Source organism: Streptomyces sp. B21-083, assembly GCF_036898825.1.
Taxonomy (GTDB): Bacteria; Actinomycetota; Actinomycetes; order Streptomycetales; family Streptomycetaceae; genus Streptomyces.
In genome coordinates this window covers 2,043,137-2,059,041 of sequence record NZ_JARUND010000001.1, presented here as the reverse complement: position 1 = coordinate 2,059,041, position 15,905 = coordinate 2,043,137, and the positions used below count along the sequence as shown (strand labels likewise).

Genomic DNA, 15,905 nt, shown 5'->3' with positions numbered 1-15,905 from the left:
GCCGTCGTATGTCCAGCCCCATGCTCGTCACCGCGCCGCCGGGCCGCCGAACTCCGCCAGATGCTCCGCCGACCACTCCCGGTACCCGCGCGCGGGCCGTCCGAGCAACTCCGTGACGGACGGCTCCACTTGCCCCTTCGACCCGTGTCGCCCGCGCGCCGCACTCTCCGCGAGGGCACGGGCCACCGGCTCCGGGTAGCGCGCGAGCAGCCCGGTCAGTACCTGATCATCTGTCAGTTCCACGAACTCCAGAGGGCGGTGCAGCAACTCGCCCAGGATCTCGGTCTGCTCCATCGGGGTTACTGCCGCGGGCCCGGTCAGCGCGTACGCCCTTCCGGTGTGACTCTCCGGGTCCGTGAGCACCCGTACCGCCACATCCGCGATGTCCCGCGGATCGATCGCCGCGGTGGGGACGGTGCCGTCCGAACTCCGCACCACGCCCTCCGCCCGGATCGAACCGGCCCAGCCCAGGGTGTTGGACATGAAGGCGCGCGGTCGCAGCAGCGTCCAGGACAGGCCCGAGGCGCGCAGCAGCCGCTCGTTCTCCCGCTGCCACTGGGTGACCAGGTCGGTCGCGTCGGGCTCGGTCACCGACAGGGTGGTCAGCTTCACGATGTGCCCGACTCCCGAGGCGCGGGCGGCCGTCAGGAAGTTCTCGTCGTGGGCGTGCGTCAGCGGATTCACGGTGACGAGCAGCGCCGACCGTACGCCGGTCAGCGCCCGGCGCAGACTCGCGGGGTCCTCGAAGTCACCGCCCACCACCTCGGCGTGCGCACCCACGAGGGCGGCGGCGCGGGCGGGGTCGCGGGCCAGCAGCCGTACCGGCTCGGCGGCGGGAAGACGCCGGGCCACCAGGCGCCCGACCGTGCCGGTCGCGCCGGTCAGCAGGATCACGACGCCCGCAGGTCGAGGGAGTCGATCGAGGAGAGAACCCGGGCACCCCGGTCAGCCCTGCTGTCGAGGCCGAGCAGCAGTCCCGGCACCGCGATGCTCGGCAGGATGTGCGCCCACAGCACCGACAGCCGGTGGCCGAGATCGGCCCGGTCGGTCATCGCCCGCGACATCAGCTGGATGCCGGTGAAGCCGCCGACCAGCAGGTCCACCGTCTCCGGGGGATCCACCGTGGGCAGCAACTCGCCCTGCCCCCGGGCCTGTTCCATCAGGGACGTCAGCCGGTCCGACCACTGCCGGAAGGGCTCCGAGTGATCGACGTGGTTCGGTGTCTCCTGGTCCACCGCCAGCCGCACACTGCCCCGCAGCAGGGAGTTGGTCAGCAGCCGCTGGCCGACCACGAACGTCATGTCGATGATCTCCTGCAGCTTGCAGGGCTGCGTCGGCACACTGCCGAAGGGCACCTGCTCGTGGAGCACCGCCTGCGCGAGTGATTCCTTGGAGGGGAAGTGGAAGTACAGGGCTCCCTTGGTGACCTCGGCCCGCTCCAGCACCATCGAGATGGTCGTGGAGGTGTAGCCGTGCTCGTCGAAAACCGCGCCCGCGGCTTCCAGGATCGCCCTGCGCGTCCTGATGGCGCGCTCCTGTTTCGCCATAAGAGCCCCTCCCTGGCGCCCAGTTGGCCGGTGTCCTTGTCAGTGCCGAATGTGGTGCCGTGCCGATGCGTGACAGCGTGCCGTCAGCTGCGCCGGAACTCGCCGATCATAGGGCCGGACCGACTGATCTCGTTGAAAACAAACCGGTCGCCTCGTACTCTATCGCTCACGAAGCGGGCGCCTTTCTGTCTGCCACGCCATAACGGGGGACCGAGGAGAGACATTGCTTCCAGTACCGCAGTCTGCCGAAACCCCAACCATGACGGCGAGTGTTCCGCGTCAACTCGTGCATCGCGCGGCGATCGCGGAGACGTTCCCGACCGGTTGGACCCGCACGGAAACCGACCGCTTCAACGTCTCCGCGCAGTGGCCGCGCGTCCACTGTTTACACGTGTCGCCGGACCGGACGGCATACGATCCGTTGCTCGTCGTGGAGACCGTACGGCAGGCCGGAACCCTGCTCAACCACACCGAGTACGAGGTGCCGTTGGACCACCAGTTCGTGCTCCAGGAGTTCCGGATCACCACGTTCGCCGAGCACCTGGGCGTGGGACCGGTCCCGGCCGAACCCGTCGTCGACATCACCTTCTCCGACGTCCGTTATCGAGGCAAGCGCCTGGTCTCGGCCCGCTACGAGGCCGACGTACGGCTGGACGGCGAACAGGTCGCACACGCCGACGTCGCCTTCACCTGTACGAGCGGCGCCGTCTTCAGCAGACTGCGCGGCGGCCGTACCGCGGACACCGTGACGCCGCTGCCCCTGCCGCCGGGCCTGCCGGCCGCCGACGTGGGCCGGGACTCGGCGGCGGACGTGGTCCTGGCGCTGCCCCAACAGAGCGACGGTAACTGGCAGTTGCGGGTTGATACCGGTCATGCTGTTTTCTTTGATCATCCTCTCGATCACATACCGGGCATGTTGCTCCTTGAGGCCGCCCGGCAGGCCGCGCTGGCGCGAACGGGCCCGGGCAGCCGACGGACACCGGTGTCGTTCGACACGACCTTCCATCAGTTCGCCGAGCTGGACCTGCCCACCTGGATCGACTCGACGGACGAGGGGGACGGAGCCCTGAAGGTGGTGGGAACCCAGGAGGGGCGCACGATTTTCGAGTGTGTGGTGGGCACCGCTGAGCGGTCGGCTATCTTGTACAGGCAGTAAGAAACAAACGGCATATCCCGTTTTTCTTCGGGGAGTTCGGGAGCACCGCGACGGTTGGGGAGGGGAGGCGCCGATGGCGAGGCAGTTACGCGCCGAGCAGACTCGCGCGACGATCATCACGGCCGCGGCCGACCTGATCGACCGTCACGGCTACGAATCGACCAGCCTGAGCGACATAGTCGAGCACGCCCATGTCACCAAGGGCGCCCTCTACTTCCATTTCGCGGCGAAGGAGGACCTGGCCCACGCCATCCTGGAGATCCAGTCCAGGACCTCCCGGCGGATGGCCAGGGACATCGACGGCCGCGGCTACTCCTCACTGGAGTCGCTGATCCGCGTCACCTTCGGGATCACGCGGATGGCCGTCGAGGGCCCGATCGCCAGGGCGGGCCTGCGTCTGGCCGCCGGTGACGTCACCGTACGGCCGCCGCTGCGGCACCCGTTCCGCGAGTGGTCGGAGATGGCCTCCGGCAAACTCCTCGGCGCCGTCAAGGAGTCCGACGTCCACCCGGACGTCGATGTCGACGCGATGGCGCACTCCCTGGTCAGCTTCTTCGTCGGCAGCCGCGTGGTCAGCCGGGCGGTGGAACCGCTGGCCCGCCAGCCCCGCCGGACGGCTGACATGTGGCGGCTGACCATCCGGGCGCTGGTGCCGACGCCGAGGCGGGCACGGTATCTGGGTCTGGTGGCGCAGCTGGAGCGGGAGCTACGGGCGGTGGCGTGAGGCGGGCGGAGCGAGCCGGCTGATGCGGTGAGCGAGACGATCGCTTTCGCACGGCCTCGGCCGGCTCGTCGCTGTCGTCGGTGCCCGAGTGCATCCGGGTAGACGCAGTCGCGTGTATCCGGATGCACGGGCTGTGCGCCTGCCTTCGGGCCGCCCCGCCCTCGCACGGTGACGTCCGGGGCCGCGCGTTCTCCGGCGGTACGGTGAGGCGTATGCCTGCCTCCGACTCCGTGTCCCCGCCCGTGATCCTCGGCAACGAACCGGGCTCGTTCCCCTGGAGCGTCCTGGCCGAACGGCATCCCGCGCTGATCCAGAAGGTGCGGGACGCCTTCCCGTACGGTCCGGAGCAGCACCGCGCACTCGACGCGCTCCTCAAGAACTGCACCGAGGGCGTCGTCGAACCGCTCCCCGCCGACGCGGAGGACCGGCGGCAGTGGGAGGAATGGGGGACCCGGGAGTACGTCGGCCGGTCCTGGTTCGATGTGCCGTGGTTGTGGGCGGAGGGGTACTTCTACCGCCAACTCCTGGAAGCGGTCGGGTACTTCGGCGGCGGACGGGCCGGTGGGACCGGCGAAGGCGGTGGGGGCGAGAGTGCCTGGCGTGGGATCGACCCCTTCCGCCCTTTCAAGCTCGCTGAACTGGACGCCCCCGAGACCGACGAGGAACTGGCCGCGCTCGACGATCTGGTGAGCGGGCCGGAGGAGGAACAGGCGCGCGCTCTGCTCCACGGGTCGCTGTGGGGCAACCGGGCCGACCTCGGCTTCCGGCTCTCCGGCGCGGACGAGGGAGGGGAAGCGGCAGGACTCGTCGCCGACGACAGCGAGACCCTCTGGTCGCTGCTCCGGTCCGCCCGCCCGGGCGCCGGCACGGTGTGTCTGGTCGCGGACAACGCGGGCCGGGAACTCGTCCCCGACCTGCTGCTTCTGGACCATCTGCTGACCCGGGGGTACGCCGGCCGGGCCGTCCTGCACGTCAAACCGCACCCGTACTTCGTCTCCGACGCGACCACCGCCGACGTGGTCGACGCCCTGCGCCGGTTGACCCGCGCTCCGGGTGCCGCCTCCTCGTACGGCCGGCGGCTCTGGTCCGCGCTTGCCGAGGGCCGGCTGGTGGTCCGCGCCCACCCCTTCTCCTGCGCCCCGCTGCCGTACGCGGCGATGCCCGGCGACCTTCGCGAGGAGTTCGCCTCGGCCACGGTCACCCTGATGAAGGGCGACCTGAACTACCGCCGCCTGGTAGGTGACAGCCTCAGGCCCCCCACCACGCCCTTCGCGGACGTCACCGATTACTTTCCCGGCCCCGTGGCCGCCCTGCGCACCCTGAAGTCGGAGGTGATCGTCGGCCTCGACGCCCGTACCGACTCGGCGCTCGTCGCCGCGGAAGGGCAGCGCTGGCGGACGAGCGGTACGCGTGCGGTGATCCAGGTGTCGTCGGTTCAGGAGCAGTCGGTTCAGACTTCGTCGTAGTCGTCGCATGTCGAGTGAACTCACAACGACTGTCCGGAATCCCGGAATCGAGCCTGATTCACGCGATGGTGTGATCATGTGCCGCCCCGTGGATGGTCCGTACGGGGCAGGGGTAGGGCCCCGCCCATGACACAGCCGTTCGTACTCCCGCACTTCTACATGCCGTATCCCGCCCGGCTGAACCCGCATCTGGACGAGGCGCGCGCCCATTCGACCGTCTGGGCACGGGAGATGGGAATGCTGGAGGGCTCAGGCGTCTGGGAGCAGTCCGACCTCGACGCGCACGACTACGGGTTGTTGTGCGCCTACACGCACCCCGACTGCGACGGCGCCGCCCTCTCGCTCATCACCGACTGGTACGTGTGGGTGTTCTTCTTCGACGACCACTTCCTGGAGGTCTTCAAGCGCAGCCAGGACCGGGACGGCGGCAAGGCCTACCTGGACAGGCTTCCCCTGTTCATGCCGCTCGACCTCTCCACTCCCGTGCCCGAGCCGCAGAATCCGGTGGAGGCGGGCCTCGCCGACCTGTGGGCGCGCACCGTACCGGCCATGTCCGTGGACTGGCGCCGGCGGTTCTCCGTCGCCACCGAGCATCTCCTCAACGAGTCGATGTGGGAACTGTCCAACATCAACGAGGGGCGGATCTCCAACCCCGTCGAGTACATCGAGATGCGCCGCAAGGTCGGCGGCGCGCCCTGGTCGGCGGGGCTCGTCGAGTACGCGACCGCCGAAGTGCCCGCGTCCGTCGCGGAGTCGAGGCCGCTCAGGGTACTGATGGAGACCTTCTCGGACGGCGTCCACCTGCGCAACGACCTGTTCTCCTACCAGCGGGAGGTCGAGGACGAGGGCGAACTCAGCAACGGCGTCCTCGTCCTGGAGACCTTCTTCGGGTGCACCACCCAGGAGGCCGCCGACACCGTCAACGACATCCTCACCTCACGGCTCCACCAGTTCGAACACACCGCGCTCACCGAGGTGCCCGGGCTGGCCCTGGAGAAGGGCCTCACACCGGACCAGATCGCCGCGGTGGCCGCGTACACGCAAGGACTGCAGGACTGGCAGTCCGGCGGCCACGAGTGGCACCTGCGCTCCAGCCGGTACATGAACGAGGGGGCCCTGGAGGAGTCGCGGCCGTTCGCGTTGGGCGGTTTCGGCACGTCCGCCGCCAACATCGGCGCACTCCTGGCGTCGGCCGGCGCCGAACGGCTGCGCGCCTACACGCACGTGCCCTACGAGAAGGTCGGCCCGTCCCTGCTGCCCGATTTCCACATGCCGTTCGGGCTCACCCTGAGCCCACATCTGGACGGCGCCCGGTCCCACCTCGTCGAGTGGTCGCACGGCATGGGCATCCTCCAGGAGGGCGTCTGGGACGAGGACAAACTCGCCGCGGCCGACCTGCCGCTGTGCGCGGCCGGCATCCACCCGGACGCGACGGCCGACGCCCTCGACCTCAGCTCCGCCTGGCTGGCCTGGGGCACCTACGGTGACGACTACTACCCACTCGTCTTCGGTCACCGCCGTGACCTGGCCGCGGCCCGTCTGTGCACCGAGCGCCTCTCCGCCTGTATGCCCGTCGAGGGCGAGGTCTTCCCCGTTCCGGTCAACGGAATGGAACGCGGCCTCATCGACCTGTGGCGGCGTACGACGGTCGGGATGACCCCCGACCAGCGGCGCACGTTCCGCGCCGCGGTGGACAAGATGACCGAGAGCTGGGTCTGGGAACTGCTCAACCAGACCCAGAACCGTATCCCCGACCCGGTCGACTACCTGGAGATGCGCCGCGCCACCTTCGGTTCGGACCTCACGGCGAGCCTGTGCCGCATCGGCCACGGCCGGGCGGTCCCCCCTGAGGTCTACCGCAGCGGCCCCGTCCGTTCGCTGGAGAACGCGGCCTTCGACTACGGGATGCTCATCAACGACGTCTTCTCGTACCAGAAGGAGATCGAGTACGAGGGCGAGATCCACAACGGCATCCTCGTCGTCCAGAACTTCTTCGGTTGCGACTACCCGACCGCGCTCGGCATCATCCACGATCTGATGACCCAGCGCATGCAGCAGTTCGAGCATGTCGCCGCCCATGAATTCCCCGTCATGTACGAGGACTTCAAGCTCACGGAGGAGGCGCGCGCGACCATGGACGGCTATGTGGACGAGTTGCGGAACTGGCTGGCCGGCATCCTGAACTGGCACCGGGAGGTCCCCCGCTACCAGGCCGACCACCTGGCCCGCAGGTCCCACGGCTTTCTGCCGGACCACAGCTCGGCGCTGTCGATCGGCTGAGGACTCCTGGCCCACCGGGTTCGCGGCCGTCGGCTCCGTCGGCCGAGGTCCCGCACCCGTTCCGCCGTCGCCTCGGCGAGCTCCCGTACGCCCGTGACGGCGTGACCGGAGAGCTCGCCGAGTGTCGCTTCGGCCGCGGCCGGCAGGGCGCGGCCGTCTCCGGAAGGTCCGTGTCGGCGGGCGCGCGGGTCGGGGCGTAGTGCTCCGGCGATGAACCGGCCGAGGTTCACCCCGTGCCAGAGCCGCGGGGACATGTCCGGGGGCTGTGGTCGGCGTGGCGCGCAGGGTCACCGATGTGGCCGTGGCCCGCGACAGCGGGCCCGGGTTCGGTCGCTTGTGCCTGCCCATGTCCGACCCGGTGTCAGTCTCACTCGTTCGTGGCTCGTGGTGCGCCGATGTGCCGGGTAGAGCACCTGGCGGAGGCGAACCATGGAACAGACTGCGCTGCGTCCCAAGCCGATGCCCGGGCAGGAACGGGCCGGTGGCACCACATCCCGCCCGGCCCGGCGCCCACATGCCGCGCGCCGGCGTGGCCGACGGCTGGCGACCCTTGTGTTCGGCCTGTTCGTCGGGACCGTCCTGGTCCTCGCGGGCATCGGCCTCGGCACGCTCGGCGCCACCGTGATCGGCATGGGCAAACTGGCCGACCTGCAGCGTCACGCGGGAGAGGGCGGGCGGTCAGGGCAGTCGGGGGAGGCGCCGGGCGAGCGGGGTGCGCCTGCCGGCTTCGGGGCCGGGTCCAAGTCCCGGTCCGAGTCCGGATCCGCGTCCGGGGCCGGGGCCGGCCGCTCCAAGTCGCCCTCGGACGGCGCGGGCTCGGCCCACTCGCCGTCAACGGTGACCGGGACGCTCGGTGTGGAGGCCGTGGACGCGAAGAAGGCGGGTGCCCTGGTCGTCGGCGTCCACGTACCGGGTCCGGGCTACACCGCCGGCCTCGTTCGGGGCGACGTACTACTGGCCTTCGGCCGCACCCGGATCGACTCGGCGGCCGGTCTCGCCCGGGCGGTCACCGCCGCCCGACCCGGTACGGAAATCACCGTGACGGTTCGTCATCTCAGCGGCGGATACCAACGGTTGGTGGCGATTCTCGGCGTCGTCACCTGACCCCTCTCCGTCACACCACCACCCTGAAGTGGCTGGTCAGCCGCCCGGTGTCGTCCAGTATGTGAAAGGCGAGGCCGACCGGCGCGTCCCGGTCGGCGGGCTGCTCGCCCTCCCAGGGCAGCCGGAGGGTCCAGGTGACCCCCGGGCCGACGAGCAGAGGCCGGCCGCCGAAGGCCGTGGCCGCCGGCGTGTGCGCGTGACCGGTGATGAGCGCGGCGACCTGGGGCCTGCGCTCCATCAGGGCGGCCAGGCGGTCGGGTTCGGTCAGCGGGTGGGCGTCCGGCAGGGGGTGGTGCAGGGCGACGGGCGGGTGGTGGAAGGCGAGCAGCGCCGGGACGCCGTCGTCCAGTTCGTCGAGCGTCGACTCGATCCAGTCGTACGTCTCGTCGGCGAGGGCTCCCTCGTCCTCGCCCGGCACGCTGGAGTCGCACATCAGGACGGCGGCGTCGTCGAAGACGTGCGCGCTGTTGACCGGCTCCTCGGCGGCGGGCAGTCCCAGCAGCGCCTTGCGGTAGGGGGCGCGGCTGTCGTGGTTGCCCGGGCAGGTGAGCACCGGGAAGGGCGCGTCGCCGGTGCGCAGCCCGAGAAGGTGCGCCGCCTCCTCGTACTCGGCCTCCGTGCCGTGGTCCGCGATGTCCCCGGTCACCAGCAGGGCGTCGACATGCCCCGGCAGCTCCCACAACCGGTCGCGCACCCGTTCGGCACGCGCCGTGGACCGTGCGGTTCCGTCGAGGTGCAGATCGCTGATGTGAGCGAGTACGAGCATGGTCTTCCGCCTCCCTTAATGGTTTGGGTAGATCAAAGCATTAGATCTAATGGTTGATCAACTCTCAGCCGTTAGTAGAAGGGGTGGGGGCGGGTGAAGCCGGTGAAGGGGAGCCGTCAATCGGCTCGCGCCACCCCGTGCATCCGGGCAGGATGCTGCCCGTAGCACCTCGCCCTTCCACGGAGGCCCGGATGCCAGGCAGCACGCCCGCGCCCTTCACCGCCGACGACTACCGGGCCCGGATGCGGCGAGCCGCGCGGGCGGCGGCGGACGCGGGGCTCGCCGGGCTCCTCGTGGCGCCGGGACCCGACCTCGTCTGGCTCACCGGCTACGCGCCCACCGCGGTCACCGAACGCCTCACCCTGCTGGTACTGGCCACCGGGCAGGACCCGGTCCTCGTGGTCCCCGCACTGGAGGCCCCGGACGCGGCACAGGCGACGGGGGCGCCCGCACTGCCCCTGCGCGACTGGACCGACGGCAAGGACCCGTACGCGGCCACCGCCGCCCTCCTCGACGGAGCGGGACGCTTCGGGGTCAGCGACAACGCGTGGGCACTGCATCTGCTGGCACTCCAGAAGGCACTGCCCCGCAGCTCGTACGTCTCGCTCACCGAGGGGCTGCCGATGCTGCGCGCGGTGAAGGACGCGGCGGAACTGGCACGCCTGGCAGCCGCGGGCGCGGCTGCCGACGCAACGTACGACGAGGTCCGGAAGGTTCCCTTCGGCGGACGCCGGGAGAGTGACGTCGCGGGCGAGCTGGCCGATCTGCTGCGGCGGTTCGGACACTCCCAGGTCGACTTCACGATCGTCGCCTCCGGCCCCAACGGTGCCAATCCGCACCATGAGGCCGGCGATCGCGTCATCGAACACGGCGACATGGTCGTCCTCGACTTCGGCGGCCTTCTGCACGGCTACGGCTCCGACACCTCCCGCACGGTCCACGTCGGCGAACCGGACGCCGAGCAGCGCAGGGTGCACGACATCGTGCGCGAGGCCCAGGAGGCGGGCTTTCGCGCCGTGCGGCCGGGCGCCGCGTGCCAGGACGTCGACCGGGCGGCCCGCGCGGTCATCACCGAGGCCGGGTACGGCGAGTACTTCATCCACCGCACGGGCCACGGCATCGGCGTCACCACGCACGAACCGCCGTACATGATCGAGGGCGAGGAACAGCCCCAAGTCCCCGGCATGTGTTTCTCCGTGGAGCCCGGCATCTACCTGCCCGGGCGCTTCGGCGTACGCATCGAGGACATCGTCACGGTGACCGACGACGGCGCCGGCGGCCGGCGCCTCAACAACACGACCCGGGAGATGGTCATAGTGGACTGACCCCACACCAGGAGCCACCTCCCCGCCCCCACCCCCGGACGACAGCGGCGCGATCATGACCCAGGTACCGACACCCACCGCGGACGCGGTCCGCCGACTGGTCCGTTCCCTGCTCGCGGACGGCACCGTCGGCGGACCGGGCGGTGCGACGGGCGCCACCGGACCCGACGTCCGGCCGGCCGACGTGGGCGGGCCGGGCGGCGAGCACTACTCCTGGTGGGTCGGCTCCCGGCACGTACTGCGCCTGGCCCCCGACCGCGAGACGTCCACGCGACTGCGCCGCGAACCGCGCCTGCGCGACCTCGTACGCCCGCACATCGGCGTCGCCGTCCCCGTCGGCGTGGCGCACGGCGAGTGGACCGCCGGACTGGCCTACACCCTGGACACCAGGGTGTCCGGCGGCTCGGCCGAGGAACACGACGTCTCCGCCGTCGGCGAGGCCGACCTCGCCGCGTTCCTCACCGGGCTGCGCGAGGTGCCCGTACGCCAGGCCGAGACACTCGGCGTGCCGCGGGTCGGGCCACGCTCCCTGGAGGCGCTGCGCCGGGCCGCCGCGGGCGCGGCCGAACACCTCGCCGCGGCCGACGAGTTCGACCCCGTCCTGCTGCACCAGCTGACCCCGTCCGCCACCACGCAGCTCGCCGCGCAGGCCGGGACGGCGGTCCTCGTCCACCACGGTCTGCGGGGCGAGCATCTCGTGGTGAGCGCCGACGGACGGGTACGCGGTGTCCTCGACTGGACCGGCGCGGTGGTCGGCGACCCGGCCGAGGACATCGCCGGCCTCGCCCTCGCGGTCGGCTCGCCCGCGGCCGTACGCGCCGCCACCCTCGCCGGCTACGCCGCCCGTCCCTGCCTGCGCGGCCTGTGGCTCGCCCGCTGCGACACGGTCGTCCGCCTCGCCGAGAGCCTCGCCCGCCGCGACACCGGCCCGCTGCCACTGCTGAGAGTCCAACTGCGGCGCGCGTGGGAGGCGATCCTCCTGGAACGGGTGACGGAGCTGCGGGAGGCGGACGAGGAGGGGTAGGCGCAGGCGGTGGGGACGCGGGGCGCGTAAACGCTTGCGTAAGCGTTTACGTGAGCGGTCAGGCCTACAACGTGCTCACCCTTGCTCCAGCACCACACAGGACTCCCCGGGGACGAGCAACAACCCGTCCGCGCCGGGGAGTTCGACCGGTTCCCAGGCTGCCAGCACCCGCGCCCGTCGCGGGCCCAGGGGGACCGCCGTCGACTTCGGGGCGAGGTTCGCCACCACACGTACGTCCCCGCGCCGGAAAGCGAGCCAGCGGGCCTCCTCGTCGTAGGCGACCTTGATGTCCGAGAGGTCCGGGTCCGTGAGGTCGGGCTGGGCGTGGCGCAGGGCGATCAACTCCCGGTACCAGGCCAGCACGCGTGCGTGCGGCTCGCGTTCGGGCTCCGACCAGTCGAGGCAGGAGCGGTCGCGGGTCGCCGGGTCCTGGGGGTCCGGAACGTCCTCCTCGGCCCAGCCGTGCGCCGTGAACTCCCGCCGCCGGCCCCGCCGTACGGCCTCCGCGAGCTCCGCATCGGTGTGGTCGGTGAAGAACTGCCACGGGGTGCCCGCCGCCCACTCCTCGCCCATGAACAGCATCGGCGTGAACGGCCCGGTGAGCATCAGGGCGGCTGCGCAGGCGAGCAGCCCGGGGGAGAGGGAGGCCGAAAGGCGGTCCCCCTGGGCGCGGTTGCCGACCTGGTCGTGGGTCTGGGTGTAGCCGAGCAGCCGGTGCGCGGCGACGCCGGTGCGGTCGAGCGGGCGGCCGTGCAGACGGCCCCGGAAGGTCGAGTACGTGCCGTCGTGGAAGTAGCCGCCCGTGAGGGTCTTGGCGAGAGCTTCGAGCGGGGCCCGCGCGAAGTCCTCGTAGTAGCCCTGCGCCTCACCGGTCAGTGCCGTGTGCAGGGCGTGGTGGAAGTCGTCGCTCCACTGCGCGTGCAGTCCGAGGCCGCCGCCCGCGCGCGGGGTGACGATCCGCGGGTCGTTGAGGTCGGACTCGGCGATCAGGAACAGTGGCCGGCCCAGGTCGGACGCGAGGGCGTCCACAGCTTTCGACAACTCCTCCAGGAAGTGGCACGCGCGCGTGTCCCGCAGCGCGTGCACCGCGTCAAGGCGCAGCCCGTCCAGCCGGTAGTCGCGCAGCCAGGCCAGCGCGCTGCCGAGCAGATAGGCGCGCACCTCGTCCGAGCCGGGCGCGTCAAGGTTCACCGCGGAGCCCCAGGGCGTCTGATGCGTGTCCGTGAAGTAGGGGCCGAAGGCGGGCAGATAGTTGCCGGACGGTCCCAAGTGGTTGTGCACGACGTCCAGGACCACACCGAGGCCGAGCGCGTGCGCCCGGTCGACAAAGCGTTTCAGTGCCTCGGGGCCGCCGTACGGCTCGTGCACGGCCCACAGCGACACCCCCTCGTAGCCCCAGCCGTGCTGCCCCGGGAACGGACACAGCGGCATCAACTCGATGTGCGTGACGCCCAGTTCCACCAGGTGGCCGAGCCGCTCGGCCGCCGCGTCCAGCGTGCCCTCGGGGGTGTACGTGCCGACGTGCAGCTCGTAGAGGACGGCGCCCGGCAGGGCGCGGCCGGCCCACTCGGTGCGCCAGGTGTGGCGGCCGTGGTCGACGACCGCGCTCAGCCCGTCCGGGCCGTCCGGCTGGCGGCGGGAGCGCGGGTCGGGCAGCACGGGGCCGTCGTCGACGGCGAAGCCGTAACGCGACCCGTCCACGGCCTCGGCCTCGCCGGACCACCAGCCCGTGCGCTCCGGATCGCGCTCCAACGCGCGCGTGGCCGAGTCGCACTGGAGCGTCACGCGACTGGCCTGCGGTGCCCACACCTCGAAGTGCACGGACGGATCCCCTTACTCTGCCGAGCGGTGCTCACCGGGAGGTAGCCCGTCCCATGGTGCTTCAAACGCCGACGCCCCGGCTCGCATCATCCGGTTTGCCTCAGGTGTCGTCAGACCGGCCCGGAGAGCAGCCGTTTCCGCGTTGTGTGGACACCCCGCGCGCGCTGCCCGACAATCACGAAGTGACATCGTCCTTCGAGTTCCACACGTACCCGGCGCGACTCTCCGACGCGGAGCGCGACCGGGCGCTGAAGGCACTCCGCGACGGGGTCGCTCTGGGGCGGCTCTCGCACGACACGTTCATCCGGCGCATGGAACTGGCGCTGGTCGCCCGGCGGTCCGACGAACTGGCCCTCCTCACCGCCGACCTGCCCACCGAGAACCGCCTCTCCCGCCTGGTGTTCGGGACGGTCGAAGCCGTCTCCGGCTTCACGGTGCGGCTGCGCAGGGCCTGGCAGTCCGAGCGGCTCCCCAAGCTGCTGCTGCCCCACCCCGGCAACGGCCACCCGCTGCGCATAGGGCGCGACCCCGCCAACGGCCTGCGCCTCACGCACGAGACGGTCTCGCGCGTCCACGCCGAACTCCGGCACCAGGGCGGCCTGTGGGTGCTGCGCGACCTCGGCTCGACCAACGGCACGACGGTGAACGGACGTCGCGTGATCGGCGCGGCTGTCGTCCGGGACGGCGACCAGATCGGCTTCGGGCACATGGCATTCCGCCTCTCGACGGAGTGACAGCGCTTGCGCGGGTCCTGCTCCGCAGGAGCGATTCACTTTGCGTGTCGTGGTGTTGACGTACCCTCCGAGTCGTGACTGACTGTGCGTGCGTCATGCACACCAAGTGAACCGACGGCCCCGCTGTGGAGGTTGCCCTGTCGCCGCTCCTCCGCTACCCGTCCGTGGACGAGCTGGCCGACCGGGCCGCCGCGCTCGTCGCCCGCCATCCCGCCGACGCCCGGCTGCGCACCATCGGCACCTCGCGCGCGGGGACGCTCCTGTGGCTGCTCTCCGTGGGGCACGGCAGTCGGCAGGCCCTGATCGTCGCCGGACCGCACGCCAATGAGCCCGTGGGAGGTGCGACCGCCCTCCGGCTGGCCGAACGGGCCCTCGCCGACCCTGGACCGACCGTCCGCGCGGACGCCACCTGGAACCTGCTGCTGTGTCTCGATCCCGACGGCTCGCGCCGCAACGAGGGCTGGCTCGCGGGTCCCTTCACCCTCGGCCACTACTTCCGGAACTTCTTCCGGCCCGGCTTCCTGGAACAGCCCGAGTGGCTGCCCGACGGCGCGGCCGGGGCCGCCCTGCCGGAGACCCGCGCGCTGCTCGCCGTCCAGGACGAACTGCGGCCGTTCTTCCAGTGCTCGCTGCACGGCGTCGACGTCGGCGGCGGCTTCGTGGAACTCACGCGCGACCTGCCGGGTCTCCCGCAGCGCGTCGCCCAGACGGCGGCCCGGCTCGGCATCCCGCGCGAGCTGGGCCCGTACGACACCCTGTACTGGCCCGGTCTGGGACCCGCCGTGCACCGGATTCCGCCGCCGGCACCCGGCGACCTGGCCGCGGCCATCACGGAGGCCGCCGTCGAGTCGACCTGGTTCCACCCGCACCGGCACGGCACGGTGACGGCGATCGTCGAGGCGCCCATGTGGGGTGTGGCCGCCGTGGAGGACGACACACCGCCCGTCGACGCCGACGCGGTACTGCGCACCGTCAGCCACACGCTGCGGCACGACACGCGGTACCTGGAGGTGGTCCTCGGCCGGCTGCGGCCCCACCTCGCGCGCGTGCCCGACGCGGACCGTCTCCTCGCCCCGGTGGACGACAATCTGCTGGTCTGCCCCGGTCTCGCCGACGCCTGGGACCCTGACACGGACGACGGCACCGCGTGCCGGCTGCCCCCGCTCAGCAACGCTCACCTGGCCACCCTCCGCATCGCCGGACGGCGGCTGGCGCTGCGTACCGCGGGGCTGGTGCACCAGCTGGCGCGCGGCGCCGGTCCGGGGGCCGCGGACGTCCTGTGCGCGCTCGACCGGCTGATCGACGAGTGGTGCGCCGACTACCGCGACGGCTGCGGGGCGCGCTGGATACCGGTCGCCCGTCAGGTGGAGTACCAGTCGCGGGTGGCGCTCGCCGCGTTCGAACTGGCGGGCAGCCGCGCGCGCGTGGGCTCCCGTTCGGGTGAGTCGGGGTGGGGTGCGGGGACCGCGGTGCCGATGCACAGGGAATGACCCACACCATCAGCACCGGCAACACGATCAAACCCGAACGCGTCAACAGGACCGCCGGCACCGCGCGCGCGGTACGCGGGGCCCTGCTGGCCGTCGGCCTCCTCGTCGCGGGCTCCGCGCCTGCCCAGGCCCTCACCCGGGAGGACGTCCGGGACAACTGGCTCTACGTCACCGTCAGCCGGGGTGAGCCGGGCGCCGGGGACACCCGCGGCACGTTGGTGCTGTGCGACCCGCCTCAGGGACACGCTCAGGCTGCCCGCGCCTGTGCGGACCTCGCGGCGGCGGACGGCGACATCGGCCGCATCCCGCCGAGGAAGACTCTCTGCCCGATGCTCTACTCGCCCGTCACCGTGCACGCGCGGGGCGAATGGAACGGACGCCCGCGGGAGTACGACAGGACGTTCTCCAACGGATGCGAACTGAGGGCGAGGACCGGGGCGGTGTTCGCACTGTAGGGGCCACGGAGGG

General features: G+C 71.5%; 14 protein-coding genes. 10 read left to right on the top strand and 4 right to left on the bottom strand.

Annotation, left to right across the window (positions count from 1 at the left end):
* Nucleotides 1-27 precede the first annotated feature (27 nt).
* Entirely contained in the window at nt 28-894 is an 867-nt protein-coding gene (locus QA861_RS08995; protein WP_334587690.1) for an NAD(P)H-binding protein, read from the bottom strand.
* Nucleotides 891-1,547 carry a ScbR family autoregulator-binding transcription factor gene (locus QA861_RS08990; RefSeq protein WP_334587689.1) on the bottom strand — a complete coding sequence of 219 codons (657 nt, stop codon included), beginning with the start codon at nt 1,545-1,547 and terminating at the stop codon, nt 891-893. Before QA861_RS08990 ends, QA861_RS08995 begins: the two co-directional genes overlap by 4 nt.
* Before the next feature lie 223 nt (nt 1,548-1,770).
* Between QA861_RS08990 and QA861_RS08985 the strand changes: the two genes are divergently transcribed.
* The 5 genes from QA861_RS08985 to QA861_RS08965 all read left to right on the top strand — a co-directional run bounded on the left by QA861_RS08985 (nt 1,771) and on the right by QA861_RS08965 (nt 8,277).
* Complete coding sequence (locus QA861_RS08985; protein ID WP_503461732.1) at nt 1,771-2,703, top strand: ScbA/BarX family gamma-butyrolactone biosynthesis protein; 933 nt, start codon at nt 1,771-1,773, stop codon at nt 2,701-2,703.
* Between the two features lie 73 nt (nt 2,704-2,776).
* Nucleotides 2,777-3,427 carry a ScbR family autoregulator-binding transcription factor gene (locus QA861_RS08980; RefSeq protein WP_334587687.1) on the top strand — a complete coding sequence of 217 codons (651 nt, stop codon included), beginning with the start codon at nt 2,777-2,779 and terminating at the stop codon, nt 3,425-3,427.
* Between the two features lie 212 nt (nt 3,428-3,639).
* Entirely contained in the window at nt 3,640-4,893 is a 1,254-nt protein-coding gene (locus tag QA861_RS08975; RefSeq protein WP_334587686.1) for a damage-control phosphatase ARMT1 family protein, read from the top strand.
* 126 nt (nt 4,894-5,019) lie between these two features.
* Nucleotides 5,020-7,173 carry a germacradienol/geosmin synthase Cyc2 gene (gene cyc2 / locus QA861_RS08970; RefSeq protein WP_334587685.1) on the top strand — a complete coding sequence of 718 codons (2,154 nt, stop codon included), beginning with the start codon at nt 5,020-5,022 and terminating at the stop codon, nt 7,171-7,173.
* A 429-nt stretch (nt 7,174-7,602) separates the two neighbouring features.
* Entirely contained in the window at nt 7,603-8,277 is a 675-nt protein-coding gene (locus QA861_RS08965; RefSeq protein WP_334587684.1) for a PDZ domain-containing protein, read from the top strand.
* A 10-nt stretch (nt 8,278-8,287) separates the two neighbouring features.
* Here the strand turns inward: QA861_RS08965 and QA861_RS08960 are convergent, their stop codons facing one another.
* On the bottom strand, nt 8,288-9,043 hold the full coding sequence (locus QA861_RS08960) for a metallophosphoesterase (protein WP_334587683.1): 756 nt from the start codon (nt 9,041-9,043) through the stop codon (nt 8,288-8,290).
* Nucleotides 9,044-9,234: 191 nt separating this feature from the next.
* Here QA861_RS08960 and QA861_RS08955 point away from each other — a divergent pair, with 191 nt between their 5' ends.
* Nucleotides 9,235-10,368, top strand: a complete 1,134-nt coding sequence (locus QA861_RS08955; protein WP_334587682.1) for an aminopeptidase P family protein — start codon at nt 9,235-9,237, stop codon at nt 10,366-10,368.
* 55 nt (nt 10,369-10,423) lie between these two features.
* Complete coding sequence (locus tag QA861_RS08950; RefSeq protein ID WP_334587681.1) at nt 10,424-11,392, top strand: aminoglycoside phosphotransferase family protein; 969 nt, start codon at nt 10,424-10,426, stop codon at nt 11,390-11,392.
* Nucleotides 11,393-11,467: 75 nt separating this feature from the next.
* On the opposite strand, the gene treZ is transcribed toward QA861_RS08950, so the two are convergent.
* Nucleotides 11,468-13,213 carry a malto-oligosyltrehalose trehalohydrolase gene (gene treZ, locus QA861_RS08945; RefSeq protein ID WP_334587680.1) on the bottom strand — a complete coding sequence of 582 codons (1,746 nt, stop codon included), beginning with the start codon at nt 13,211-13,213 and terminating at the stop codon, nt 11,468-11,470.
* Between the two features lie 182 nt (nt 13,214-13,395).
* On the opposite strand from treZ, the gene QA861_RS08940 reads away from it, so the two are divergent.
* The 3 genes from QA861_RS08940 to QA861_RS08930 all read left to right on the top strand — a co-directional run bounded on the left by QA861_RS08940 (nt 13,396) and on the right by QA861_RS08930 (nt 15,892).
* A complete protein-coding gene (locus tag QA861_RS08940; protein ID WP_334587679.1) occupies nt 13,396-13,947 on the top strand; it encodes an FHA domain-containing protein in 552 nt (183 codons plus the stop codon).
* Between the two features lie 125 nt (nt 13,948-14,072).
* Complete coding sequence (locus QA861_RS08935) at nt 14,073-15,437, top strand: M14 family zinc carboxypeptidase (protein WP_334587678.1); 1,365 nt, start codon at nt 14,073-14,075, stop codon at nt 15,435-15,437.
* Complete coding sequence (locus tag QA861_RS08930) at nt 15,434-15,892, top strand: SSI family serine proteinase inhibitor (protein WP_334587677.1); 459 nt, start codon at nt 15,434-15,436, stop codon at nt 15,890-15,892. The genes QA861_RS08935 and QA861_RS08930 overlap by 4 nt, the downstream gene beginning before the upstream one ends.
* Nucleotides 15,893-15,905: the final 13 nt, after the last annotated feature.

Bases quoted from the DNA above. Each gene is read 5' to 3' on its own strand.
- QA861_RS08990 (WP_334587689.1), bottom strand. From the start codon at position 1,547: ATGGCGAAACAGGAGCGCGCCATCAGGACGCGCAGGGCGATCCTGGAA.
- QA861_RS08980 (WP_334587687.1), top strand. From the start codon at position 2,777: ATGGCGAGGCAGTTACGCGCCGAGCAGACTCGCGCGACGATCATCACG.
- QA861_RS08975 (WP_334587686.1), top strand. From the start codon at position 3,640: ATGCCTGCCTCCGACTCCGTGTCCCCGCCCGTGATCCTCGGCAACGAA.
- cyc2 (WP_334587685.1), top strand. From the start codon at position 5,020: ATGACACAGCCGTTCGTACTCCCGCACTTCTACATGCCGTATCCCGCC.
- QA861_RS08965 (WP_334587684.1), top strand. From the start codon at position 7,603: ATGGAACAGACTGCGCTGCGTCCCAAGCCGATGCCCGGGCAGGAACGG.
- QA861_RS08960 (WP_334587683.1), bottom strand. From the start codon at position 9,043: ATGCTCGTACTCGCTCACATCAGCGATCTGCACCTCGACGGAACCGCA.
- QA861_RS08955 (WP_334587682.1), top strand. From the start codon at position 9,235: ATGCCAGGCAGCACGCCCGCGCCCTTCACCGCCGACGACTACCGGGCC.
- QA861_RS08950 (WP_334587681.1), top strand. From the start codon at position 10,424: ATGACCCAGGTACCGACACCCACCGCGGACGCGGTCCGCCGACTGGTC.
- QA861_RS08930 (WP_334587677.1), top strand. From the start codon at position 15,434: ATGACCCACACCATCAGCACCGGCAACACGATCAAACCCGAACGCGTC.